11 protein-coding genes are annotated in these 25,766 nt (G+C 34.5%); all 11 read right to left on the bottom strand.

Annotated elements, in window-relative coordinates; all coding sequences use genetic code 11:
• Positions 1-20: 20 nt before the first annotated feature.
• Entirely contained in the window at positions 21-578 is a 558-nt protein-coding gene (locus tag A8B35_RS11455; RefSeq protein ID WP_068473057.1) for a hypothetical protein, read from the bottom strand.
• A gap of 1 nt (position 579) precedes the next feature.
• Positions 580-5,244, bottom strand: coding sequence for an ADP-ribosyltransferase domain-containing protein (locus A8B35_RS11450; protein ID WP_068473054.1), 4,665 nt, complete (start codon positions 5,242-5,244; stop codon positions 580-582).
• Positions 5,245-5,586: 342 nt separating this feature from the next.
• Positions 5,587-10,113 carry a hypothetical protein gene (locus tag A8B35_RS11445; protein ID WP_139314872.1) on the bottom strand — a complete coding sequence of 1,509 codons (4,527 nt, stop codon included), beginning with the start codon at positions 10,111-10,113 and terminating at the stop codon, positions 5,587-5,589.
• A gap of 3 nt (positions 10,114-10,116) precedes the next feature.
• Positions 10,117-11,013 carry a hypothetical protein gene (locus A8B35_RS11440; protein ID WP_068473048.1) on the bottom strand — a complete coding sequence of 299 codons (897 nt, stop codon included), beginning with the start codon at positions 11,011-11,013 and terminating at the stop codon, positions 10,117-10,119.
• A 1,226-nt stretch (positions 11,014-12,239) separates the two neighbouring features.
• Positions 12,240-12,923 (bottom strand): hypothetical protein, encoded by a 684-nt coding sequence (locus A8B35_RS11435; protein ID WP_139314871.1) that lies wholly within the window; start codon positions 12,921-12,923, stop codon positions 12,240-12,242.
• A gap of 33 nt (positions 12,924-12,956) precedes the next feature.
• Positions 12,957-13,649: a hypothetical protein gene (locus A8B35_RS11430; protein ID WP_068473043.1), complete on the bottom strand. Its 693-nt coding sequence runs from the start codon at positions 13,647-13,649 to the stop codon at positions 12,957-12,959.
• A 191-nt stretch (positions 13,650-13,840) separates the two neighbouring features.
• Positions 13,841-14,395, bottom strand: coding sequence for a hypothetical protein (locus tag A8B35_RS11425; protein ID WP_068473041.1), 555 nt, complete (start codon positions 14,393-14,395; stop codon positions 13,841-13,843).
• A 55-nt stretch (positions 14,396-14,450) separates the two neighbouring features.
• Complete coding sequence (locus tag A8B35_RS11420) at positions 14,451-16,106, bottom strand: hypothetical protein (protein WP_068473038.1); 1,656 nt, start codon at positions 16,104-16,106, stop codon at positions 14,451-14,453.
• A 14-nt stretch (positions 16,107-16,120) separates the two neighbouring features.
• Entirely contained in the window at positions 16,121-17,920 is a 1,800-nt protein-coding gene (locus tag A8B35_RS11415) for a RagB/SusD family nutrient uptake outer membrane protein (protein WP_068473035.1), read from the bottom strand.
• 17 nt (positions 17,921-17,937) lie between these two features.
• Entirely contained in the window at positions 17,938-21,027 is a 3,090-nt protein-coding gene (locus tag A8B35_RS11410; protein ID WP_068473090.1) for a SusC/RagA family TonB-linked outer membrane protein, read from the bottom strand.
• 363 nt (positions 21,028-21,390) lie between these two features.
• On the bottom strand, positions 21,391-25,536 hold the full coding sequence (locus A8B35_RS11405) for a hybrid sensor histidine kinase/response regulator transcription factor (RefSeq protein WP_068473032.1): 4,146 nt from the start codon (positions 25,534-25,536) through the stop codon (positions 21,391-21,393).
• Positions 25,537-25,766: the final 230 nt, after the last annotated feature.

Genomic DNA, 25,766 nt, shown 5'->3' with positions numbered 1-25,766 from the left:
GGGGGGGACGAACACTTTAATTAAATAGCAATACTCAAAAACATATGATATAGTTCTTCTATTTTCTCATTAACTTCAGGTTGATAATAAACTTTAAGACTGGATATCTTATTTCGTTTTATTCTTTCTGTATAACTCTTAAAAGCATTTTCAACTTCCAATTTAGTAGGAAAAATGATCTTTAATTTATTAGGAGATGCATCTATAATCTCTAATTGATCCTCACAAAAGCTCAATAAATCCTCCGTTAGGTGCTTTTCTTCCATATTTATTTTATAGCTAATTGCCATTATATATGGGATGACCTCTCTTATTTTTGAGTACAAATTGACTTCATGTAACTGATTTGCAACACCTTTACCCTGCGCCCTAGATTTTGCAAGATTTAAGATTCTTTGACATTGTTTCTCGTCGGCAGATAAAATCTGATATTCAATATTGTCAACCAATCGCTTGTAAACAGATTTTTCTATTGATAAATGCTTTTTATAATCTTCATCATAATTTGATTTATCCTCTAAATTTATAGATTCTATTCTATTCTTTAGACTTTGCAACTGTTTTAAAATATTATTCATTCTATGGTATATAAGTTAATTTAATCACTTTAACTATAGGATCACTTTCTGTAAACCTAGGTTGAAATGTAAGCTCATCAACATTAAATTTTGAGCCTGATTTAAAAAATATCTCTGCTTCATTTGAAAGGCAAGAAATTTCACAAATATTATATCCCTTAGGATTTGATATCTCATATATAACATCTCCGTCTTGATCATTCATAAATTTTAAGGCTACATTCTCTTTAACACTTGAAGACTTAAAATCTTTAAATGTAATTTCATCTCCAACTTTCCAATTTTTAGCCAATTGGGATTCTGCTTGACCACAACCTCTATAAACTAAACTACCGTTGTGCGGAGTCATTTTACCCAAACCATCATTCAATAGTTTATTTAATCCTCTATAATATCCGTCTAAGTTACTTCCAACTCTTAGTTGTGCGTTTAATTCTCTATATATTTTTACACCATTCCTAACTTCATCACTTGTATAAACTTTTATTGCTGTTATTTCATCTATCGATAAATTTGGAAATTGAGAAGGCAATCCATCTGCAATAACTTCTGCTCTCTTAGTCAGTACAAAACCATCATCTAAGAAGTGAGCAAAATCTCCCCCCACATTAACCAACACCCCTCTTCTCTTCAGAACATCTTCTGCATCGTCAATTCGAGACAGAATTTTCTGTGCTTCAGCATCAGGAAGAGTTGATAAAGTATTCCCAACTTTTCTACCGTTAGTTGCAAAAGTAGTTAAAATATCAGTACTTACAGTTGCTAAATCAACTGTCATTTTAATATAAGGCCAATATTCTAAAAACTCCTTACCTCCATTTGTTAACATCAATTGATTACGAACCAGAGGACTTGTAACTATACCATCGGCTGTTAAGTTAAGTAATTCTATAGCACCTATTATTTTACCAATTCGAGAGCCATTTGCTATTAGGTTAATAGATCCATAACCACCTGCAAAAGTAAGCGCCCCATTTATTAATAGCTCTATCGATTCTTCATCTGATTTATCAACGAGGCTTTGTAAGAAAATAGCGGGTACATAGTTAATATTTGATTCCGAACAATTATCACATTCTAATGCTAATCCAATAGGTTCAAGTGCAAATAATCCTTTAACCTCAGTAATCATTTCATAAGTGTCGTTCCACTTAGACCAAATATCAATTCCATTGGCCTTATCAAAACTAGAACGAACAAACAATTGTTTAGACTTTATAATATAGTAACGATTAAATGCGATACTGTATAATTCATCATTTGTCCAGTTCATTGCCATCAATGCAGAACACAATTCTACAAAGTGACTTCTGTATTCATCACTTCCACTATATAAATTATATAGTATCTCTGGATTCTGTTTAAAATAATCATATAGTGATCTTGCATTATTAGAATTATCTAAAGCAGATGCAACTAAGTCAACTACAATCTTCTCATTCCAACCTGGTAAAAGCCATTGACCAGCCATTACCTCAAGACTTTTGTGCCTTGCTGAATTAGTCATTTCTGAATATGAACAGGGTGAGAGGGTATAAAGCGTATTTATAATTAAGTCTTCATCATCTGAACTATTAATTGCATTGGTCAATTGAGCCAAGAGCTTAGCCTGATGAGTTATCCAATCGGCATCAGTAGTATTAAAAATATATTTCTTAAGATTATTTGCTGCTTCCTCATCTTTTACATAAAATGAAAAACCATTAAGTTCAATTGCAAACTTGCCTTGTACATTTCTAACAGAGGCTTCTGTTGGTAGATAATTCTCTATATCGTCAGCTATAACCAAAGTTATTTCATCATATAAATAACTATCATACAGCTTTATATTATCAAAGACTTTTACATTATTAACGAAGCCTAATGGTTTTTTATAGCTAAATGGTACTTGTGTCTTAAATGAACATCTTAATTTTTCAATTAAGCCTATTAACTTTTCATCATTACCTATAAGTACCTTCTCCCCCTCTTTCTCATCCTGTCCCCATGCAAACATAACATTACTAGGGTCGTGAATTAAGTCCCACTGATGCTTCCAAAGCTCAGTACCTCCTTTATAGTCCATAAGGTTTTGGGTTTCTCCCTCATTGGCAATTTTTAAGTTATCACTAAAGGTGTGGTACAGGTTAAACGCCCCATGCGCTAGCTCGTGTGCAATAATGTTAAGGTTAGGGTTATCGTAAATAAACCCTGCTTGGCGTTGCAGTGGCATGTAGCCTGCTATACTTTTATCTTTATCTTGTACATTATCAATAAAAAAGAGGTAAGAGGCATCGCGCTCAAAGGTATGGCCCGCAAGTTCAAAAGCAGATAAAATGGCCTTTTGGTCGGTATTGTAGGTGGTAAAGGCACTTGAGCCACCGTGAGTCATTTTACCATTGGCAAAATTTACGCTTAGGTTTGTATTTAAATTTTGCACCTGCCACGTGGTAAGTGCTTGTGCGTATATATTATTTAGGGTGCTTTGCAATGCACTTTCGTTGGGCATACTGGCCCCATTTACTTGCACTATGTATAGCTTTTTACTTTGCGGTGTATAGCTTAGCATTTGTAGCTTACCTACTACTTGCTCGGTACTATCGGCCTGCATACGGTAGGCATATAATGGTACCTGAGCACCACCAAAGCTACCACGTATGTTTAGCTCGCTGCTGTTACCAATGGCGGGTATGCCCATTTGGTCTCTAAAGCTAAGCCCTTGTGTGCTGCTGGCTGTAATTTTATCGGTACCAAAAGCTGCTACACTTTTAAAGGCTGGCCGGTAGCCATTATTTAAGGCCGGGTAGTTATGTTGTATAAGCTGCTTAATATCGCTATAAGCATCAAAACCATATTGCTGATTGGAGGATGGGCTAAAGCTTACCATGCTATTATCAGTGGGTAAGTCTTCTTCCTTTTTACTGTTGTTATTACTTACCAAACGGCTGTTTCCTCCGGTGTTTTTAAACTCCTCAAGGCCCATGGCTTTGCCATCGCCAGTAATAACCACCTGCTCACCATTAGAGCCTGTAATTAATGTTTTGTCTAAATTATCGGTTGTAGAAACAAAGGCTTCGCTAATACTTCCATCATCGTTAACTGTAACGGCCATTACTGAATCGCCCTTTACATAAATTTGATCAAAGGGTTTATCTATAGTTATGGAGTCCTTAACAGTGGTACTTGTAGTAAGTTCTGCTACATCATCAGCCAAATTATTTATGTACTCTTCAATTACATCTACGTTTGCTAAATATTGTGGGTCGTAAACACTTTCAAACTTCATGTTTACAATAACATTATCGGTATTTACTTGTAAGCTTTCGTAATTACAAACTATTTTAGCGCTCCAAATCTCGGCCCAGAATAAGAAAACGCCACTATAGGTATTAGCTCCATCATCCTTTACACTGCGCACTATAAACCTGGTTGTACCATTTTTATTTACTATGGTATCGCCTACCTCAACTGTTTTTAGTTCAAAGTTGGTAAGTTCAACTTCGGGTATATCATCGTCGCAGCCACAAGTTGGGCACTCCTCAGAATCGATTAAGGGTTTGGGCTCAGGTACGGTTAAACTGTGCCATGCACTATAATCGCTTACTTGCTGAGGATCGCCATTACATACACCTTGCACCCTAATTTGGTAGGTTTGCCCTGGCTCTAAATCGAAATAAGAAGCTTTGGCATCAAAGGTTTCGCTATTTAAAAACCACGATGTTTGTGGCTGTTGCACCTCAATATTAAAGGAGGTGTGGTTTTCGCTGGCATCCCATGTAAATGTACCGTTTTTGCCTTTTACTTCAGATGCTATATTGGTGGCATTATCACACTTGGCTTTGTATATAAAGGTACGTATTTCGCTGTGTCCATCCTGTTCAAAAGGTACCAATCCTGATACATCGCTTGCCGTTACACGCCAAGCATATTGCATGCCAGGCTCCATTAGTAAAGTGCTTGGGTATAAAGGATACAAATGATTAAAGGTGGTATACTCATGAAACACAGGCATGCTTTGTGCTATGGTATTAGGGTTAATGCCCTGTACGCGCATTTCCCACATCTCGAATAAGTATTGTATACTGCCCTTTGCCCCTGGCGAACCAACATTACTCTCTAACCACGAAAAGGTAATTGGCATGCCCACAATCTGTCCGGCCTCAGCTTCATGAAGGGGAGCCTGCAACAATGGAGGCTTACCTAATTCTATCCATGCACTGGTGCTGCCGCTATTTGATATTAATCGGTTGGTATTAAAATGCAGTACTTCTACTGTAAATTTATAAAAGCCGCCGGGCAACTGACCCGTTTTTAAATAGGCATCTTTACTATAACCCTTAAATATGAGGTTGTTTACATTAAAATTATCTACCAAATCTTCGCCAAACAGAATGGTAGTTACTCCTCCATTTAAAAATATAGGTGTGGTGGTATAAGTAGGTGGATTTTCGATGGTAACTCCGGCGGTCTCCATTTTTATACGGAGCTTAATGGGCAAGTCTACAATATTTAAATCGTTAACTATTACCTGTACCACCAGGTTTTGCGAACCTATGGCACTATAGTCGCTTAGCTTTAGCGAGTATGGTGGAGTTAAAGTGGGCGTTACATATATGGGGTAGTTACTTTGAGCTTTAGTGGTAAAGCTAAGAAGTAACAAGAGGAGAATGTATAATGCTTTTTTCATAGAATTTATATGGTAGTTTGTGTTAGGTTTTTTTAGATAATAGAAACGAAATAAGAGACCTTATAAAGAAGTTGTTTAAAATACAATTCGAGACATAATGCACTAATTACTAACTTATTTACACATCTTATTTAATTTATATACTACTTTGTTTTTTTGCTGTTTTAGTACGGCTTCGCCCCCTGAGTCACATATTGCGACACTACGGTGTTAGTATTTTAATAGTTAGTTATAAGATGTAACTAAGCTTTTATCTACCGCAAAAAAAACATGCGGTTATTTATATTTAATTTTGGCACTGCTAGGCAGTGTTACTTTTTTTTGTATTTAATCGCCTAAATCCTACTCGTTAAGCTTTAGGGTTCTGCGCACTGTTGATGTAACTATATCGGTACCAGGTAAGGTATAGCTCACCTCTATTTCATAATCTCCATTTATTAATTTAGGAGTTAAATCAGTAGCCAAAAATTTACTTATACCCTTACTGCTATTTTTGTTGCTTACAACTGCATTGGCAATATCTGTTTGTAAGTCCATAAAATCTTTATCTACATAGGATGGAACTCTATATTGAATTGATCCTCCTGGTGAAATCCATTCACTAAGCCCTTCAATAGCTTCATCACTAAGCGTATTTTCATCTGATATTAAATTCATAAATATGATGTTAGCATCATCCCCTGGACTTAAGTCTTTTTTATTAACAGCCTCTAATAGGTCTTCATTTTCGTACATTAGGGGGGCAATTTCTTTGGTATACCATTTGGTATCTTCATATACTGGTTTAAAGTGCATTAAATTTAGCTCTCGATTTAATACTCTACTTTCAAAACCATCAAAAATCTCAGCAGATCCACTTTGCGCGCTTTCAGAAAGGCCAGCTACTAATCGGTTTACACCTAAGTATTCGGGCCATGTCATACCCTTATCAATATTTATTGCATTCATTTTACTTACGAACGTATTATAAGTACTCGTTCTGAACTGAATATCATATATAGTTTTTTCGTCGAGCAATGCTAAGGTTCCTTCTGCTTGCTGTTTATTTACTTTTAAATCATTATCATCGCTAAGGCTGGTAGAGGTACTTGTAATATTATCTGTAATACCAGCGATACTTTGTGGCACATTAACCAATGCCAATTGGTAAATTTCATTGTTAATAAAACTTACACTGGCTGTGTTATAAAGTAATTCAAAACGAATTTTATTACCAGCTCCATAGGTTTTATAGGTAAATGCAATATTTTGCTGCTGACCATTACTATCAACAAATCGTAGCTTTTGATCGCAACCATCAGGCTTATTTGTGGTAAATAAGTACTCATAATTGTTAGCAACCTTAACGTAACCTTCAGAATGTTCATTAGGGTAATAATTGTATTGCCTGCTTAAGGGATAGCTATGCACCACATCTTCTGGCAAAATATACTTTGGACGTTCGCCCGAAGTAAATGAAGCTTCTTTACTCTCATAAACTGGGTTTCCGTCAGCACCTTTTACATAATCCCAAGTACCATTTAATTTTCGCTTAAAACCAACTTTTGCATAAACCAACATGTCTTTATTACTTTCAAAAGGATCATTGGGGTCGAGCAAGTAAATTTTACCATCCTCGCTCAAATCAGTATAACCAGCAACCTTTTGTTTGGTATCGGTATATGTAATCGAGAATTCTTCGAGAGTAACTTTATACCATGCAAATTTGCCATCGTCTTCCTCTATCTCCATTTCAAGACCTACAGGGATATTAAATACTGCCTGTGGCGCAGCAAATACGTTTACTTCTTTTTCGCCAGTACTTGGGGTTATTTGAGCTATTACCTCTTCTCCAAACGGACTACCCCCCATCACCTTACATTCTTCACCAATTTCAAAATCAAAATCGCAATTGCCTGATATTAGCCCACCCATTACATTAAATCTACCTCCTACAGCTCCGGTAAAGTAAAAAGGATTTGGTCCTGCACCTGCTAATAAAGCACTGGCAGATAAATCTATTATCTCAAAGCGTTTGGTATTCCCAAATAATTTGGCCTCCATACCTATACCAGCCTCAACCCAAGCCCATGCCTGAGCCCGTGCATACCATCCATTTATACCCAAGGTAGTACTACCACCTGCACAATAAGCATTGGCACCATAATTTTTAAGCATAAACTCGGCACCTAAACCAACGCCAAAACGAGCATAAAATGGAGGTAACGTAGCATTAAATTTAACTCCGAAAGAACTCCCGAAGGCCAAACCGCTTCCTGCCGTTAGGTAACTATTATCGCGTTGTGCAAGCTGTGCCCTTTTACTTTGGCTAAAGTTTTGCAATACCTCTTTGGGTGGTAATGGCAATTCTGGAATCTCATCTCCCACCATAAAGTACCCGTCAGATCTGGCTAAATTAAGTATCTCTACGCCTAACCTATCTTCAGGTGTACCAATGTAAGTATACCATTTATCGGGTGAAAAATAGGCCGAGGCCCAACCCATCTTATCATTTTGTCCTACACCTTTAATAAAGCCCGCATTTAAGTATGTAGCCAAATCAGCTGAAAAAACCTGGTTAGCTATATCATATTTAATGTTTAAGGAAGCCGTTAAAAAGCCTCCACTTTTGTTTGCTGGTACTGATAAATCAGATTTGGCTGCCATTTTTATTTTCCCACCTGAATCTTCAACCTTTTTAACAGCATCGTTTATGTTATCAGCTAACGTACCCCATGAATCAGGACTATTCATTAAGGCTGCATCACCCCTCAACTGAATAAAATTTAGCCCTCCACTATTATTAAATTGCATTTCGAAACCTACTTTAGCATTAAACAATGCAGAAGACCCCACAAGTCCAAATTTTGTTGAGGCCATAAAACCCATACCTACGTTATTATCGGGCACGTAATTTACACCTGATAAAGACTTCCCAAAATCACTATCCGCACTATTGTTACTTGATTGTTGCATACGCTGGTACAATCCTCCTCCGAAACCATAGAAAGATAGTGCAGGAGGAAAAGGTAAACCCGAAGAGGGAGATAACTCAGTAAATACATCTGTTAAGAAATATCGGTAGTTATCCTTTTTACCAAATACAGCAACAGCATCTAATTTGAACTTATCAATAATGGTAAATTTCACATCGCCCCTAAACCCTTTGCCATATATAGGATCACCCTTTTTAAACCAAACACCTCCCTTTACAGCGTAGGCCCCTGATTTAAAATTTACATCTACACGCTCTAGGTTTAAATTATCAAACTGCCATTTGCTATAATCACCATAAAGTTGCAAACCAGCTGAGCCACCAAACATTTCACTCAACTTAACGCCTGTTCGGAAGGCTAAGCCATTACCATAATCGTTGGTAAATGGTGTAATACTATCAATGTATAATTGAAAGCCGGCAATTTCTGGCGCTGCAATTCCACCCGACAAACCTAGTGCCCCAACACTAAAATAAGGTTCGTCTCTACTGATACACATCTCTTGAAAAGAAATATCAGGAAGATTAAACTTACTTGTAGTATCCTCCTTACTTATTGGCGCATGCACACTTATAACTCCTGTTGCATTAATTGTTGGGTAAAAATCGTTGTCTTTAATTACTACCTCTACAAACGAAGTTTCATTTAAACTTAGCGTACTTGATAATACCGGAAAATCATATTTCCCCTTTATGCCAACCTCAAACTGATAGGCATCTTCACTATGATTATACGAAGCATGATATGGTAGTAATGAATTACTGCCTAAGGGTGGTAAGTTCATATCTCCACCAAACCCAATACCTGTTACTTCATTTTTTAGTAATTCGCACGAAAAATCTGCTATACTTATGGCCCACTTCTTTTTATCAAGTTGCGAAGCACTTATAATCTCTTCTGCTTTTATTTCTCCGCTTAGTCCATTATTATCAGCTATAAAATCTTTTACACCAATAGTTATCCTATCCTCAACACCTACTATATCGGTAGTATCTGTTTGCTCTTGTTCTGATGGCTTTTTAAAAATAGCCGGTAAGGAAACGGATGCAGAACTGAATGAGAGACCTTTCCAAAGGGCACGAGCCTCTTCATTCTCACCACTAAAATAACCCGAGGGAAAAGTAACCATTGCTGGTGTTTCAGTATCACTTTGATCTAAAGTTCCTCCTTGCAAACTAAATATTAGATCCTTTGCGCCATCAAACATAAAATACTTATCGAAAGATAAGGATACTGTGTACTGATCAAAATTAGCAAATGATGTTTGAACACTAGTAGCTAGATACTGCCCTGCTGGTTTCCCTGTGGCATCAACTGGTTTAATTTTATCTGATGTAAAGGCAACACACAGATTTGCAAAAAAAGAATCGATTCCATCGCAACCAAAATTTACTTTTGTTCCTTTATTAAATACTAATGTCACCTTATCTCCTAATCCTCGGCGTATGGGTTCAATTATCTCAAGACTCCCATTAGTACCTAGCCCCTTTTTTCCCTCTAAAGTAGCCCAACCATCAAAGGCAATTGGCTGTGCATTATCTTTAAAACAGAAAGCGCAAGTAGCATATATTTTTGTTTTACCCGTTTCTTCATCCAATTTAATTCGCTGAATGATTAACTCATATTCTCCTTTTTGTATACCAACTGGTAAAGTAACTATGCCATCTTCAAACAATTCTTGTAACGACTCGATATATGCACCTGCTTTTTTTACCGCATCCATGGCACTAAAGGCTGCCTCTATTTTTCTTTTACCCTCTGTTGAGAACTGAGAACTATTCAATAATAGTTGCTCCAATTCCTCTTGTGTATTCTGTGCATGTGCTGTTATTATGGCAAACAACATTATTAAAAGAGTCAGAAAACTCTTCCTTAGTAATTTTGATTTAGGCATAATTTAAAAGGTATCTGAATTAATTTGGTAATCAGGATTATTAAAAAACCACTCGCGTGCACCATATAGTGCTTTTTGATAATCTTCAACTTGTAAATATCCTGAGGGACTATGCTTATAAGGGAAATTTCGAATAATTGGGGCTAATAATTCAAGAACTCTATAAGCGCAAAGAATTTTGGTGTCAATATCTGGGTTTGGCGAGGAACAGTTTTCTTCATTACTATTCAAAATCTCCAAACAGTAATTAATCAACTCTCGTTGACGTGTATAAATTAAATCAGGCACTAGGTAGGCTACTTGATCATTCCCTTCAGCAATTTGCTCCGCCACCTGTAAACAATATTGAATACTTTTAGCATGTCCTAACCTTGCTAAAGCTAAATGCATTACCCAACGCTGATTATTATTGTATTTATCTTTCTGCAATAACTGTCTCTGTATAGTCTCTAACCCAACACCTAAATAAGCAGCTAACTTATATAATTCTCTAAAATGATATTGGTTATCTGATTGCAATAAACTATCAATACGCTGTAATGCTGGTATACTAAATTCTGACGGAGAAAAACTTTGGAGATACAAAATACAATTACCTACAATCGTTTGGTTGGTGTCGTCAATGCCGCTTATTAAGTGATTAATACTAGATTCATTAATCTCAAGTTCTCTCTGCAAACCAAACTTATAAGTAAGATAGTAGGATTGTTGACGAATAGCCACAATGGTATCGGATGAAAAAGGTATGATATCTAGAAAATGATTCTTCTGCAGTAGTTGCTGTTCTAGTTCAAAACTAAAATTACCATTTATTTTATATCCATTAAAATAATCATCCACTTGGGCGTGTACAGGCAAGCACAAAAATCCCAACAATAGAATTATGTAAATATTTTTCATAATAGTTTAGGTTATTTTTAACCAAAGCTCTCTCCCTGCTTTATTAGGTTAAAAATATGCACTACAAATATAACTAAACAATAGCGATATACAAACATATTTACCAACATATCAAACACATCCGGAAGATTAAAACCATAAAGTTTTAATTATATCTGACCTAATTAATATTTTAATTACGTAACGAAACAATTATAAGTTAGCAGTAACCAAACTACACTTATGCAGTAATACTTTTAAGCTTCTGTACTTAGATACAAAAAATTATAAGATAACTACATAGCACTCTACTTGCTGATCATTTTCAATGGCAATTATTAAATCTGCTATCATCACTTAACTTTGGTATAAAATGGAAGGCACATTTCTCTGCCCGACTTAATCAACTTACATGATCAGATAAATATTTGTTCGTATTATGATCCTCATAACGGGTGAATACTATTAGTAAACATTTTGGACAATAGTAACTAGTCAATGGAAAGTTATACTATTGTAAGAAATAAGGCATAAGTTGAGATATCTCAAAAAGAGTTTTGTAATATTTACAGCGTATCAAATAAGAAGCCTTTGCAATGGTGAAACTTATTAAAAACATAAATTTCGTATAAGCCTTTTTTTATATTCTGTGTGCCGACTTTTAACTACTCAATACCTGATAAGCATATGATTCTTTATTATTCCCTTTTAATTAGCCTTCTGAATAAATCCCTTTATTAATTTATAAATACAACAATTGAACTTCTCATTGAACTATTAAAGCAAAGGAAAATTATAAAAGAGAATAACTAATTTTAAGTAGAGCACTGAAAAATACTCTTAATGAAGAATAAATTGAAATTCAAAACTCGGATTACTTGAAAGATAGGGCAAAGTATCGCTATAATATAGAAGCAAAAAACGGTGAATTTAAAAATATTCCTAACTTTGAATATGTCATTTCATATGAACTAAAGTATACAGACGCAAACTACCTTAACAATATTTGCTATAAATCTGAAAAGGATACAAAAACGATCACAGGCAGCCATCACAATATCTGACTCGTAAGCACTTCGAAGCCTAGACAACATTTATTTATTTCTATTTGAAGATCTTAGTTTATCAATTATCACAAAAAAAAAGGATGTAACGTATGAGCATTTAGCTCAATATTACATCCTTATATTTTTAAACTACACTAAAAAAAATGGAATATTTTTCAGTGACCTCATATAATCGTTATACTAATTCTTCTTTTCCTTTCTATAAGTCCACCACATATTCATTTGTTTTTTTGATGTTGCTTCAAGCAAACCTTCTGATGTATCTTTTGACAGTTTATTATAGGCTTCTTTTTGCTCTGCAGAACCCTTTGGGTAATCTTTCATAATTTTAACAGACTTCTTACTCTGCACAGCTTTAACATCAACCACTTTAATTTGCTGTTCTTGAGTAAGAGCCATTACTTTTGTCATTTCGGCGACTTCTTTATTTACTTTACCAAGTTGATAAGAGGTTAGCCCTTTAGATTGAATATATGCGCTTGTTTTTTCGCTTAAACCCTCTACTGTATTTGCTTTGCTTTTATTATTTGCAGACTTGCTTTTATTTTGACTATTAATCCAAGCTTTCCATTGCTCTTCTGATACTACTTTCTTTAACTGACCATTGAACTCTCTACCATGATCTTGCCATGCTTTTTTTGCTTCAGGAGTTCCCTTCTCAACAGATTTCATTATTTTGTCAGAATCGATAGCTTGTGCTGTTTTAATTTTTGTTATTTTTTTCACCTGCTTCTCATTTAACTCCATAATTTCTGTCATTTGAGTTAACTCTTTCTCTAGTTTCTGTTTTTGCCAATTGTTTAACTCCTGTGCAAATGCACTAGTTGACAACACAAGCATTAACGCAATTACGAGATTCTTCATAGTTTTAATTTTCAGCATTAATCTAATAATTAATTATTTCTTTTTATTATTGTTATACGCCCACCACTTTTGCATTTGCTTCTTAGATGTTGCAGCTAATAATTTTTCACTAACATCTGGACCTAATTTCTTCCAAGCATCTTTTTGCTCCTGAGAACCTTTTTTTGTTGTTCTCATAATATTTTCAGAAGTTTTATACTGGTATGCTTTAACATCAATAACCTTTTTTTGCTGATCTGGTGTTAACGTCATCACCTTATTCATTTCTGAAACTTCTTCTTCAACTTTATTTTTTTGCCAATTATTTAAATCCGTACTGTTCAAAAGTTTTAAAGCCGCTGCTGTTAAACCTTCATCATTTGAAGATTCTTTCGGGCTTTGTGCTTTTTTTCCATTCTTTTTGTAGGCTAACCATTTATTCCACTTAGCCTCTCCTAATACATTTTTAAGTTCTCCATTAAATTCTCTACCATGATCCTGCCAGGCTTTCTTTGCCTCAGGCGTTCCTTTTGTTACGGACTTCATAATTTTATCCGCATCAATAGCTTGCTCTGTTTTAATTTTGGTGACTTTTTTTATTTCCTTTTCATTCAATTCTAACACTTCTGTCATTTCACTTAGCTCTTTCTCTAACTTCTGCTTTTGCCAGTTATTTAATTCTTGAGCAAATGTGCTTGTTGATAACAATAGCACTAAACCTAACACTAAATTCTTCATTGTTTTCATCTCTCTCTATTTTATGTTATGTATTAATTTTCTTTCTCTGAATCTTATTAACTAATGTTAATTCATATTTTTTACGTCCCTAAAAGTAAGGTTGGTAAGAGAGTTTTATAGTGGATAAAATCGAAGCAATATAGGGGTAAAACAAAAAAGGGAGGCTAACACCTCCCTTTTCTATTATAGATATATATTTACTAGTTATACACCTCTATTTCCGTTAGTATTCCATTTATTAAAACAAACTCTTGAATAGACTCCTCAACAGGATCTCCCACTTCAACTATTTCCGAACCATCTTCATGAATAGTTACGATCGTAGTAACTGAACTTAGTTCTTTATTAACTTCGATATTAAGATCTGCTAAACCAGTTTCCAATTGTCCTCCTAAATCGTAATTTTCGACAGTATTTGTTTTGGTAATAATTTCCTCCCTAACTGAGGAACTAATATTATTTATTACTGTATCTACAGACTCTGTTAACACCTCAAACGAAATATAATAATTATCTACTGTAGATGTATCAACATATTCTGTTGTTATAAATGAAGTAACAGCAAAATCTTTATTCTCGATTAACAATAAGCTTTTTTCTTTATATATATCAATTATTGCATAAGTATCATTTTCAGTATCTGTTAAACGGTAAATAGGAACCAACTCAATATTTGGTGTTGCATATTCATCCGGCTCACACGAATACAATACAGCTAATAATACAACACATATTATTTTAAAATAGTTTTTCATCTTTAGTATTTTTAATGTTTGCTCTACTAATTAATTAGCAGAGCAATTTATTGAATTATTCAGGTCTATCTAATTTAGCAGCAATAAAGAAATCATCATAGTAGAATGTTCCTACCTTAGGATTCACCTGTAAAGTAAAAAATGCATCAACATAATCTTTATCTGCAGTCCAATCAAATTCCATTTCATACCAAACTCCAAGTGGTGTTCCTACGAATTCATGACAATTCTTACCTGGATCTAATAAATTTTCTGCTTTGTTAATTTGAGTCTCATTTAAACCACCAATATAAAACTTATCACCACCTGCTGAATCTGAACCATCAGTTACGAATCGCTTATATCTAACAGTATAAGTTACGCCAGCTTCAATATTCAACAATCCACCTAAACTACTTGTAAATCGCATTTGATTACCTGAAGTACCAGGATTCTCGCCTTTTATACTCTGATTTCCGCTTGCCGCTTGCTCAGTTGAATATTCAGCAGTTCCTGTTCCTTTAACTTCAGACTTCCAATAATCACTATTTATTAGTACATCTGCATCTTCGAAACTAGCCATTTCCTCATCAAGAATATTACCTACAAATACTTTAACCAATTCATCGCTAAATTTACTTAAAATACGTTCATCTAATGATTCTATTTTATTACCGGTATAAGTTACGGTAATAACATCGTTGTTATAAACCTCATCTGCTAAAACTAAATCAATAATTGTTGCATCTAACTCATTAACTTTAGCCTCACTAACTGTTATATCTTCATCAAATCCATTTTCATTAGTTGCATGAACCGTGAATGTAGCCTCTTGCCCTGTAAAAGGAGCTATACCTCCTGAAATCTGCAAACCAATAATATTTGAACTTGATTTATTGGCTTCTTTAAATACTAGTTCTTCGTTTGAAGCAATTACTTTTATTTTTAGAGGTATAATCTTTGTTTTTGAAGCTGTTAAATCTTCGTCAGATCGAGATGCCTTATATTTCCCTGTAAAAGTTCCGATTGAATTGAAGGCAATCATTGATACTGAATCTTCACTAATTTCAGGCGTAGCTCCTGTAAATTCCCAACTATATGTATCTGGTCGGCCTTTTTCTGTTAAATCAACAAACATTAAAGAATTACCAAATGTCACTTCCACAACAGTCCACAAATCCTTCTCAGACTGCAAAGGTATTGAATCATAAGGTACACTTATAATTTCTACATCTTCTTTATATACTTTAAACGCTGGTTGTATTGAGTCATATACATCTATAATAAATGTAGTATCAATAACCCACTCTCCATCAGTATAATTAGAATAAAGGGTATCGTTACCATAAAAAGTAACTTCTTCACTGAATGTATTGTATAAACGAAGTGCTTGTCTTCCTCCTTTAGTAAATAATACATGTACTGTTTTATCTGTCGATTCATTACCTGCATCTTCATCAATAAACTCATCAAATATTTTATCTTGAGCCGATATTGGACCTTTTAAAAACACACATCCACTTGTATCAGAAAATGACCATGTATGACTTAGTTCATTCTGTGACAAATCAGAATAGGACATATACTTATCAATGGAAACTTTTGCTTCGTTACCAAATGCTGTTGTAAACCAATCAATAGCCGAATAATCATTTAATGGCTCATATTCAGGCTCACATGCCATAAAGGCTGAAAGGATTGTGAATATGAATAATAATTTTATATTTTTCATCGTGATTGTTTTTTTTAATTAATCTTTGAATTAGCTGTAGTTTCACTGACTGGAATTGGCCAATAAGCATGAGCATCTTCTCTATAGTTAATAGCCGCTTGCGTAAACTCTGATAAATCTGTACCATAATCCTCATCAACACCTTCGGTCATAATACCTCGTTTCTTTTTAGACTCTCCTTCACCGTTTATCCACTCATACTGAGCTAGATAATAATCCTTAGAGGCCAATTCTTCAAAACGTGTTTTAGTAATACCCCACCTTCTTAAGTCAAGTTGACGAATTGAATAACCCTCACCTGATAACTCCATAGGTCGTTCCTTATGCATTAAATGCTCCATTAAACTCTCTGCAGTATAAACTAGTTCATCATATGTTGAACTAGCGTATGCACCATTCGCACTTCCCCCTAATAAAATTAGAGCAGCTCTATGACGAACTTGGTTAATATAATTAAGAGCACCTTGCACTCCTCCTTCATTTTTACCTCCTTCAATTAGGCACTCAGCATACATTAATAATATATCCGCATATCGAATAACTCGATAATTAATACCTGACTTATCGAAGATATCATCTTCACTGGTAACAGTTTCCCAGTTTGTCAACTTCTTCCAATAAGCAGATTCTCCATTTTTAAATGCACCAATGTCTGCTATTATTTCATTTCCATAATAAGGTTCACAATCTTCATCATCAATTAATACAATTGAATATGATGTTCTTAATGAAAATTTTCTCACAATAGGATCACCCAAATCATCAACTCCAACATGATTTCTTGAATCAACTGGATCTGGAGTATCGTTTCTGTAAGCCAAAATTAACCAGTTAGCAGGATATAATGATCTATACCCCCCCACGTTACTAAACATATTTGCGTAAGTATTCGTAGTTCCTTGATTTGAACTACCTCCTTCATCAACCTTTAAACTAAGGTCATATCCAATTTCTAATATCGATTCTTGATTAAACTCATTATTTGCAGTAAAATTATCGTTAATATTATCCATCAGTCTATATAAACCACTATCTATAATAGCTTTAAAATACATGGCTGCAGTTGTATAGTCGCCTTCGAATAAATAACTTTTACCTAGTAAGGCAGCAGCAGCTCCTGCTGTAACTCTACCCAAATTACTATTATTAACTGGTGTTCCTTCTGATACTCCTTCACCAGGCCCTGCATAATCTGTCCATGTATCTGGTAAATTCTCAAGGGCGTAAGTTAAATCTTCCCTCAGAAACGCTTTGATATCTTCTGCAGAAGTTACTGGTTGATTAAAATCAGCCTCAGTTTCAGGAAGAAAATCATATAAGATTACACTTCCGTTATTATATGAAGAATGTAAGTAATGATAGAACATACCCCTAAAAAAACGAGCCTGTCCCATTTGGTACTGCCAATCTAATAATTCCTCTTCAGATACCATGTTTTCTTTAATCCCTTCAAGTCCAAAAATAACTTGGTTGGCTCTAAAAATGCCTATATATAGTTTCTCCCACTTTTTATTACTTCCATCTGAAGATGCATTAAACATTTGCAGGTAATACACATTTGTAGTATTTGGTCGCCCATATCCTGGATAAGAAGCATCACTACGAGGAATCTCGTATTTTGTTCCCATCACATCCATATCTCTAAAGGCATTGTACACTGCTGTTAAACCACTGTTAGTATCTGTCAGTTTCGTCCAGTAGCTATCTGTAGTTATCTCATTAGGATTTACCTGTGTTAGGAAATCTTCGCAACTACTAATAGTTATCACTATTAAAGAAGCTACTATAAATTTTATTATTTTATTTGTTTTCATTTCTACCAATTTAACTATTAGAAACTCAATTGTACACCACCTCTATACTGTGAACTTATAGGATAATTTCCTTTATCCAAACCACGTGTTGATAATCCATCACCACCTACTTCAGGATCGTAACCTGTGTACTTCGTAAAAGTTAGTGGATTATCTGTTGCCACATAAAAACGTAACTTAGAGAGACCTATCTTAGTTAACATTTTTTTAGGTAATGTATATCCTATAGTTACATTTCTTAAACGAACGAAAGATCCATCTTCTATCCATATATCAGACCAAGACCTATAGTTCATATGATCTCCTTTTCTATTAGCTGGCATAACTCCTAGCGGATTGTCAGTTGACCACTGATATAGTTGATCTTGGTGCGTACCTGTTGTATGAGCATAAATTCTAGATCCATTGATTACTTCTTGCCCAAATGCTCCAAACCATTGCATAGAAAAGTCAAAGCCTTTATAATCGCAGTTCAAGCTTAAACCCAGCTCGAACTCAGGAGTTCCACTACCACCATAAACTCTATCCGATTCATCGATTACATTATCTCCATTCTGATCGACATAAATTAGATCTCCCATTCTAGCCCCTGGATCAATTTTCTGATATTCCGCTAATTTTTCTTTGGTATTAGCAAGGCCATTAGTCTCCATAACCATGAAAGCACCTGCTTCATACCCTTCTGTAATTACCGTTATCTTATCTTTATTGCCACTCACCGAAATAGGATTACCATTTGAGAAATAAGAGATTGGGTTAGACCCATTCATCTTCTTAATTTCGTTTACATTTTTAGTAAAAGTTCCTCCTACACTCCAACTAAATTTACCATGATGACGATAATTAGTAGCTAACTCGATACCCCTATTATTCATATCACCTATATTAAGATATACCTTTTGGTTTTGACCAATTCCTGCTGCCGAAGGGACCAATAATGGAAATAGTAAATCTTTTTTATCTGTATTATATATATCCATATTAAATGTCAACTTATTCTTAAAGAAGCCAAAATCAAGACCAAGATTGGTTTGTTGTGATGTTTCCCAATGAACTTGTGGATTTGCATAAGCTGTTTGAGTTTGACCTAAAGTAAGGTAAGGATTACCTTCAACTCCAAAAGGATAATCATAACCAGAACTGATTGTGGCACCATAAGCGTAATCAGGAATACTGTTATTACCCACTTGTCCATGAGATGCCCTCAACTTAAAGGCATTAACAACAGATGACATTCCTTGCCAAAATTTTTCATCAGCAACATTCCAACTCGCAGAAACTGAAGGAAATGTCTCCCACCTATGTTCTGCAGAAAATTTAGACGAAGCATCACGACGGGCACTCACACTTAAGTTGTAACGTCCGCCTTTATAACTATATTGCACACGACCTAACAAACCAATAAGTGTTCTGTTATAATCTTTGCCAGAACCTACTGATGGCTCAAGTGTTGTTTGCTCTAACACAGGAACAGCATTACTTGTGATATCTTTACCCTGCGCATAAAATGTTGAGTATTTAAACTCTTCACTTGTGGCCACAGCTAAAAGCTTTAATTGATGCTTACCAATCTTTTTCACATAATTTAATCCTCCTTCGAAGGTTGTTTTTGTGTTTCTATCGCTGGTGTTTTTAACGCCAGAACGGGTATTTGTATTAACAACCAGTTCTCCATCGTTATCATAAACCTCAAAAAGTGGATTTATCTTTACTCTTGTATTATTTCCATATATAACACCAGCTCTTCCATTAAAGGTTAAACCCTTCATCACTTCAAATCCAACACTCAGATTCCCATTAAAGGTTTCACCATTACGAACATCTGTTTGCTTTAATTTGGCCATAACATTTCCTGTTTGGAGCTTATCATTCCCCGTACCATCATCACTTACTACTGATGCGCTTGGATCTAAGTCTTTTTGAAATGGTTTGTATTTATAGGCTTCATATAATAAATTACCTGCTGCATACTCCTGCTCATCAACCTTAAAACCTAAACTAGATCGAACCGTCCATCGTCCTTTTTTGTATGAAGAATTAGCTCTTACATTAAATCGCTCATAACCTGTATTAATAAGAGTACCATCTTGAGAGAATAAAGACCCTACAATATTGTAAGTCAAATCTTTTGTACCTCCTGATATATTAACACTATAATTTTGAATTTTCGCATTATCTTGTTCAATAACATCCATTATACTGGTGTTATTGGTAAAGTTTGATGGAGTATTCTCCATAGCAGTCCAAGTATTATCAGAGGTAGCATTTGCGTCTAGGTGTCCTTGAAAAATAAACTGTGCATACCAATAATCTTCAAAATTCAATAGATCAATACCCGAAGTGATTTTTTGAATTCCATAGTATCCATCAGCTGTAATTTTCATTTCTCCAGCTTTACCCGTTTTAGTGGTAATTAAAATAACACCACCAGAACCACGCACTCCATAAATAGCTGCTGAGGCAGCATCTTTAAGCACATCCACACTCTCTATTTCGCTATTACTTAACTGTGGATCTGACTCTTGCGGAATACCATCTACAACAAAAAGCGGAGCATTATCTCCTGAGATCGAATTTACACCTCGAATTTGAATATTCGAATTGGCACCAGGTTGCCCTGAGCTTAGCTGAACACTTACCCCGGCAATAGACCCTTGTAAAGCAGTACCTAAATCAGATGTAGATATTTTTTGAATATCCTCAGATTTAACCTGAACAACGGCTCCTGATAATTCTTTCTTTTTTTGTGTACCATAACCGATGGCAACTACTTCATCGATATCGATACTACTAGGTTTAAGTTTGGCATTAATTTTCAATTTCCCCTCAACAGGTATTTCTTTTAAATCGAAACCTATAAAAGAGTACTGAAGGATTCCGGTTTGAGGCCCTTTAATTGAATAATTACCAGAAAAATCGGTAATTGTACCATTAGATGTTCCTTTAAAGACAATGGCAACCCCGGGTAAAGGCTCGCCAGTTTCTCCATCGGTAACAGTTCCGCTAATCTTTACAGATTGCGCATTTGCAATACCAACCTGCATCATAAGTACGAGTAATAGAAAAATCCCCCGTTTTAGCAATTGATTAAAATTGTGTCGTTTCATAGATGTAATTTTGTTTTCTTTCATTCATCATTTATTACAGGTAAAATTAGATGAAGAGGCTAAATTTATGTGGGTATAAGCAAGTCTAAAAAGTGGGTAATAATTGTTAATTTTCCCTAAAATAGAAGGATTTAGAGCCTAAAATAACCCTTAGTGCAAAATAAGAATATCCTGAACAGCCTTTTAAATCATTGATTACATATGGAGAACAGCGAACAAATTAATTACGCAAGAGCATTTTACACCTTTACTCTTTTTAACATTTAATAAAATTCATTATTTCCTTCTATCGAGAATAAACAAAAAACCCTGAGTAAATAATTAGTATTTACTCAGGGCAATATTTATGATATAAAATAAGGTTTATTCTTCGTCTTCTAAATCATCAGAATCCGAGATGAGTTGCTCTGAGAACTTCTTTTTATATTCTGAGGGAGAAAGAGAGAATTCTGTTTTAAAACAAGTTCTAAAGTATTTTAAATCTGAAAAACCTACTTCATATGTTACTTCAGCTACAGTATAACGACCTAATGAAAGAAGTTGCGCGGCACGTTTTAAGCGTATTGTTCTGATAAATATTTTTGCTGTTTTACCAGTGAGAGCTTTCAGCTTTCTATTCATTATTACCTTTGAAATACCATATTCTGAAGCTAGTTCTTCTACTGTAAATAAAGGTTCATCTATTTTTGATTCAATAATAGAAATTATCTTTGCTAAGAATTTTTCATCCATTGAAGTTGATGCAATGTCAGTTGGCGTGACTTCTATCTTCTTATCAAACATATTTATGATTAAACTCCGCTTTTCTATAATCGCATCTATCTGAGCCAGTAAAACATCCATATCAAATGGCTTTGATACGTATGCATCAGCACCTAAACTATACCCTTTAACTTTATGCTCACTTAAATTTTTAGCTGTTAATAATATAATCGGAATATGGCTTATGCTTTCATCTGCTTTTATAGCCTCACACATTTCAAAGCCATCCATTATTGGCATCATAACATCACTTATAATAAGATCAGGATTGTATTCCTTACAAATTTCTAGTCCCTCCTTACCATTTTTAGCTTGAAGCACTTCATATTTACTTTCTAGGTTGTCAACTACATACTCTCGCAGTTCAAAATTATCTTCAACTACTAGTAGTTTGATTTTGTTGTCTGAAGATACTGCAACTACAGCTTTCTTTTGTTCACCATGTATTATTCCGGAGAGAATTACATCTTCTTGAATCTTGTAGGTTGAGGTGCCACGTAACTCTTCCTTTTTAAGATGTTGTTTCCCTTTTAATAATTCAACAACAAAACTAGTGCCCTCACCCTCCGTACTTTTAGCGGAGATAGTTCCATGGTGCATTTCAACCAAACTCTTAGAATAGGACAAACCAATACCAGTACTCCCTTGCTTATTAGTACTTATCTTCCCTGCATTATAAAATCTATCAAAAACATGTTTTAATACATTATTTGACATACCAATACCGGTATCATTAACTTCAATGGATATTGTCTTATCTTCTTCTTTTATATTGATAATTATCTCCCCTCCATTATCAGTATACTTAAAAGCATTGGAAAGAAGGTTGTAAATAATTTTTTCAAGTTTATCAGGGTCAAACCAAAGATTAATTGACTCAGACGTAGTATTAAATTTAAATTGAATATTCTTTTCATCAGCAACCATTTCAAAGGCTTTTGAAACATCTTTAACAAACAATACAATATTTGCTTCGTTTGCCTCAATTTTCATTTTACCTTGTTCATACTTCCTAAAATCCATCAATTGATTAATTAAGCGTAACAAAACGTTAGTATTTCTATAAATTGTATGATGAATTTTATCAACCTTCTCTTCGGGCAATGTGTTTTTCTCTTTAATAAGTTTTTCTATAGGTCCTAATATTAAGGTTAAAGGGGTCCGAAACTCATGAGAGATATTCGTAAAAAACTTAAGCTTCATCTGCGAAAGCTCCTGTACTTTTTCTTTCTCGAAGCGCTCCATTAATAATTGACTTTTTTGCTGCACACCAATAAGAGAAAAACGTCGGAAGAACCAAAGTAATAGCACAAAAACGACTAGATATGCAACCATAGCAGATGTAGACATCCACCAAGGTGCAATAACTGTTATACTAATAGTACGGGCTTCATTACTCCATAAACCATCGTTATTGGTCGCCATTACTTTTAAAGTGTAATTACCTGGTTTAAGGTTAGTATACTTGGCAAAACGAGCATCCGAATTAGTGTAAACCCATTCTGAATCAAAACCCTCTAGAATATATTTATACTTATTTTTATGCGGTGCTACAAAATGTAATCCTGCAAAGTACATGGTAAAACTATTCTCTTCGTATTTTAAAGAAATCTGTTCAGTTGCATTAATATCTTTTTGTAATGGCACTCTGCCCCTTACTTCTTCCCCAACTTCAATTGGTTGATTTAGAATATCAAGTCGTGTAAAAGCGAGTTCAGCAACCGTAGTATCTTCAGCTATATCCGAAGGCTTAAAAACACTTAGCCCGTTTACCCCTCCAAAGATTAACTCCCCTTTTTTATTCTTACAACTCGCTAACTCAGAAAACTCATTATCCTGCAATCCATCAGCCACATCATAGTTTCTAATTTCTTTTGTGATAGGATTATAACAAGTTAATCCTTTGTTTGATGAGAGCCATAAGTTTTGGTTTTCATCCTCTTGGATTCCCTTTATTACATTATTTGGTAAACCATCCTTAGTTGTGATGGACTCAAAAGACTCTACACCTATATCTGATATAACATATTTATTCAGTCCTCCACCCATAGTGCCAACCCAAATATCGCCTGATTTAGACTCATATATTGGAAGTATATAATTGTGACTTAAGGTTTTTTCGTTATCCCTAATGTTTTTATGAACGAAAAATCTAGGGTTCCTGGTATGGCTTTCTTTATAGGAGATTTTGTTAAGACCATTTGATGTCCCAACCCAAATATTACCATGTTTATCCTCCATTAAACTTCTAATAATGTTTGATGACAAAGAGTAGCTCTTATCTTCCATCACAAATTGTCTGCGATAATAAGTACCATCTTTTTTCCTTTTTAAGCGCCACAAACCATCACCATAGGTACCTAGCCAAACATTACTTTTACTATCTACTAATATTGAGAATACCGATTTTGTTTTAGGTACTCCAAGTTTGTAAGGATCAATATTTTGATTATTCTTAGTATTATAAACATATACCTCACTAGGATAAATAGCTCCCATCCAAAGCAGGTCATTCTTCTCATCTTCATCTATACAATAAACTAAATTACCCTTTAACTTTTGTTGATCAATATTCTTGTTGTCAGATTGTTCTTCAAGGATACTCTTTGAAATAAAACTTAAACCTTCGGCTGTACCAACCCACAAATTATTTCTTTTATCAGAAAATACACTACGCACCTTATTGTAAGATGTTGTTGTTTGATCTTGTTGGATATTATATTGTTTGAAAGGCTTGTATTTTGGATTATAAATATTAACACCTCCACCATTTGTACCTATCCATATTAATCCAGATTTATCTTTAAACAAGGCGGTAATATAGTTTGTGGTTAAGCCATCAGATTTAGTACTTGCTGTAAATAGTTTTTTCTTCTTAAAACGTAATGGTGCATGCTCCTCAAGCTCGCACAAAAGCAAGCCGTTTGCACTACCTACCCACAATTTACCAGAATCGTCAATAAGCATTCTTGTGGATCTCAATAGTTTTAAACTTTTATGATATTCTTTCGTTTTTTTATCAAAAATACGTACTGTAGCGCCATTACATACAACTAGATAATCTCCGTACTCTTGAATATTTGTTACCAATGAGGGCTTAGCACTTGGTGTATAAATATAGGACACTTTGTGCTTTACTGGGTCCATTTTTGCCAAGCCTTTATAGGTACCTATCCATATATTACCTTCCGAATCTTCAAGTATTGAACGGCCAAAATTCCCTTGAAAACTCCCTTTTGTTGCCCCTAAATCAGCAAGAGTTAAATGAATAACCTCATTGGTAGCAGTAATAATTACATCAACTCCCTTATCAGTAACAGACCAAACATTACCGTAACTATCAGCCTTAATTTGAATGATTCGATTAGAGGTTAATACATTGGGGGTTTCAGTTGAATTTGAAAAATGCGTGAACACATTATTGTCCACATCAAATTTACAAATTCCATTATCACTAGAGCCCATCCAAAGGTGTCCTTCAGCATCCTCTGTAATGGTAAAAACAATATTACTAACCAAACCATCTTTTTGTCGTGGTTCCATACGATACACTTTAAACGTATATCCATCGTATCTATTTAAGCCATCGTGTGTACCAATCCAAATAAACCCTCTACTATCCTGAAAGATACAGTTTACATCGTTTTGAGATAAGCCATCTAATGTGGTCAAGTTTTTAAAACTAGAACTCCATACACCAAACGAAAAACAAACGAAAAACAGTAATAATGATATTTTTTTTAGCATAACTTTCAGTATTGAAATATAATAACGTTAGCACGATTAGTGCAATATTCAAATCTCTTTATAGAGTGTGAAAATAGGAAGATAGCGGGTAAAAACAAATTATAACACATGTCTAAAACTATTTATAAAACACAAGATTCATTTACATCAGTATTAGTTTTATTCTACAAAACACTAGGCAATTCTTATCCTTAAAAAACGTTACTAATAAAATTGACCTGACTAAATGT

It is taken from the genome of Saccharicrinis aurantiacus, assembly GCF_001660705.2.
Classification (GTDB): domain Bacteria; phylum Bacteroidota; class Bacteroidia; order Bacteroidales; family Marinilabiliaceae; genus Saccharicrinis; species Saccharicrinis aurantiacus.
Note: the sequence above shows the minus strand (reverse complement) of the source record. Positions and strands in the feature narration are given on the sequence as shown.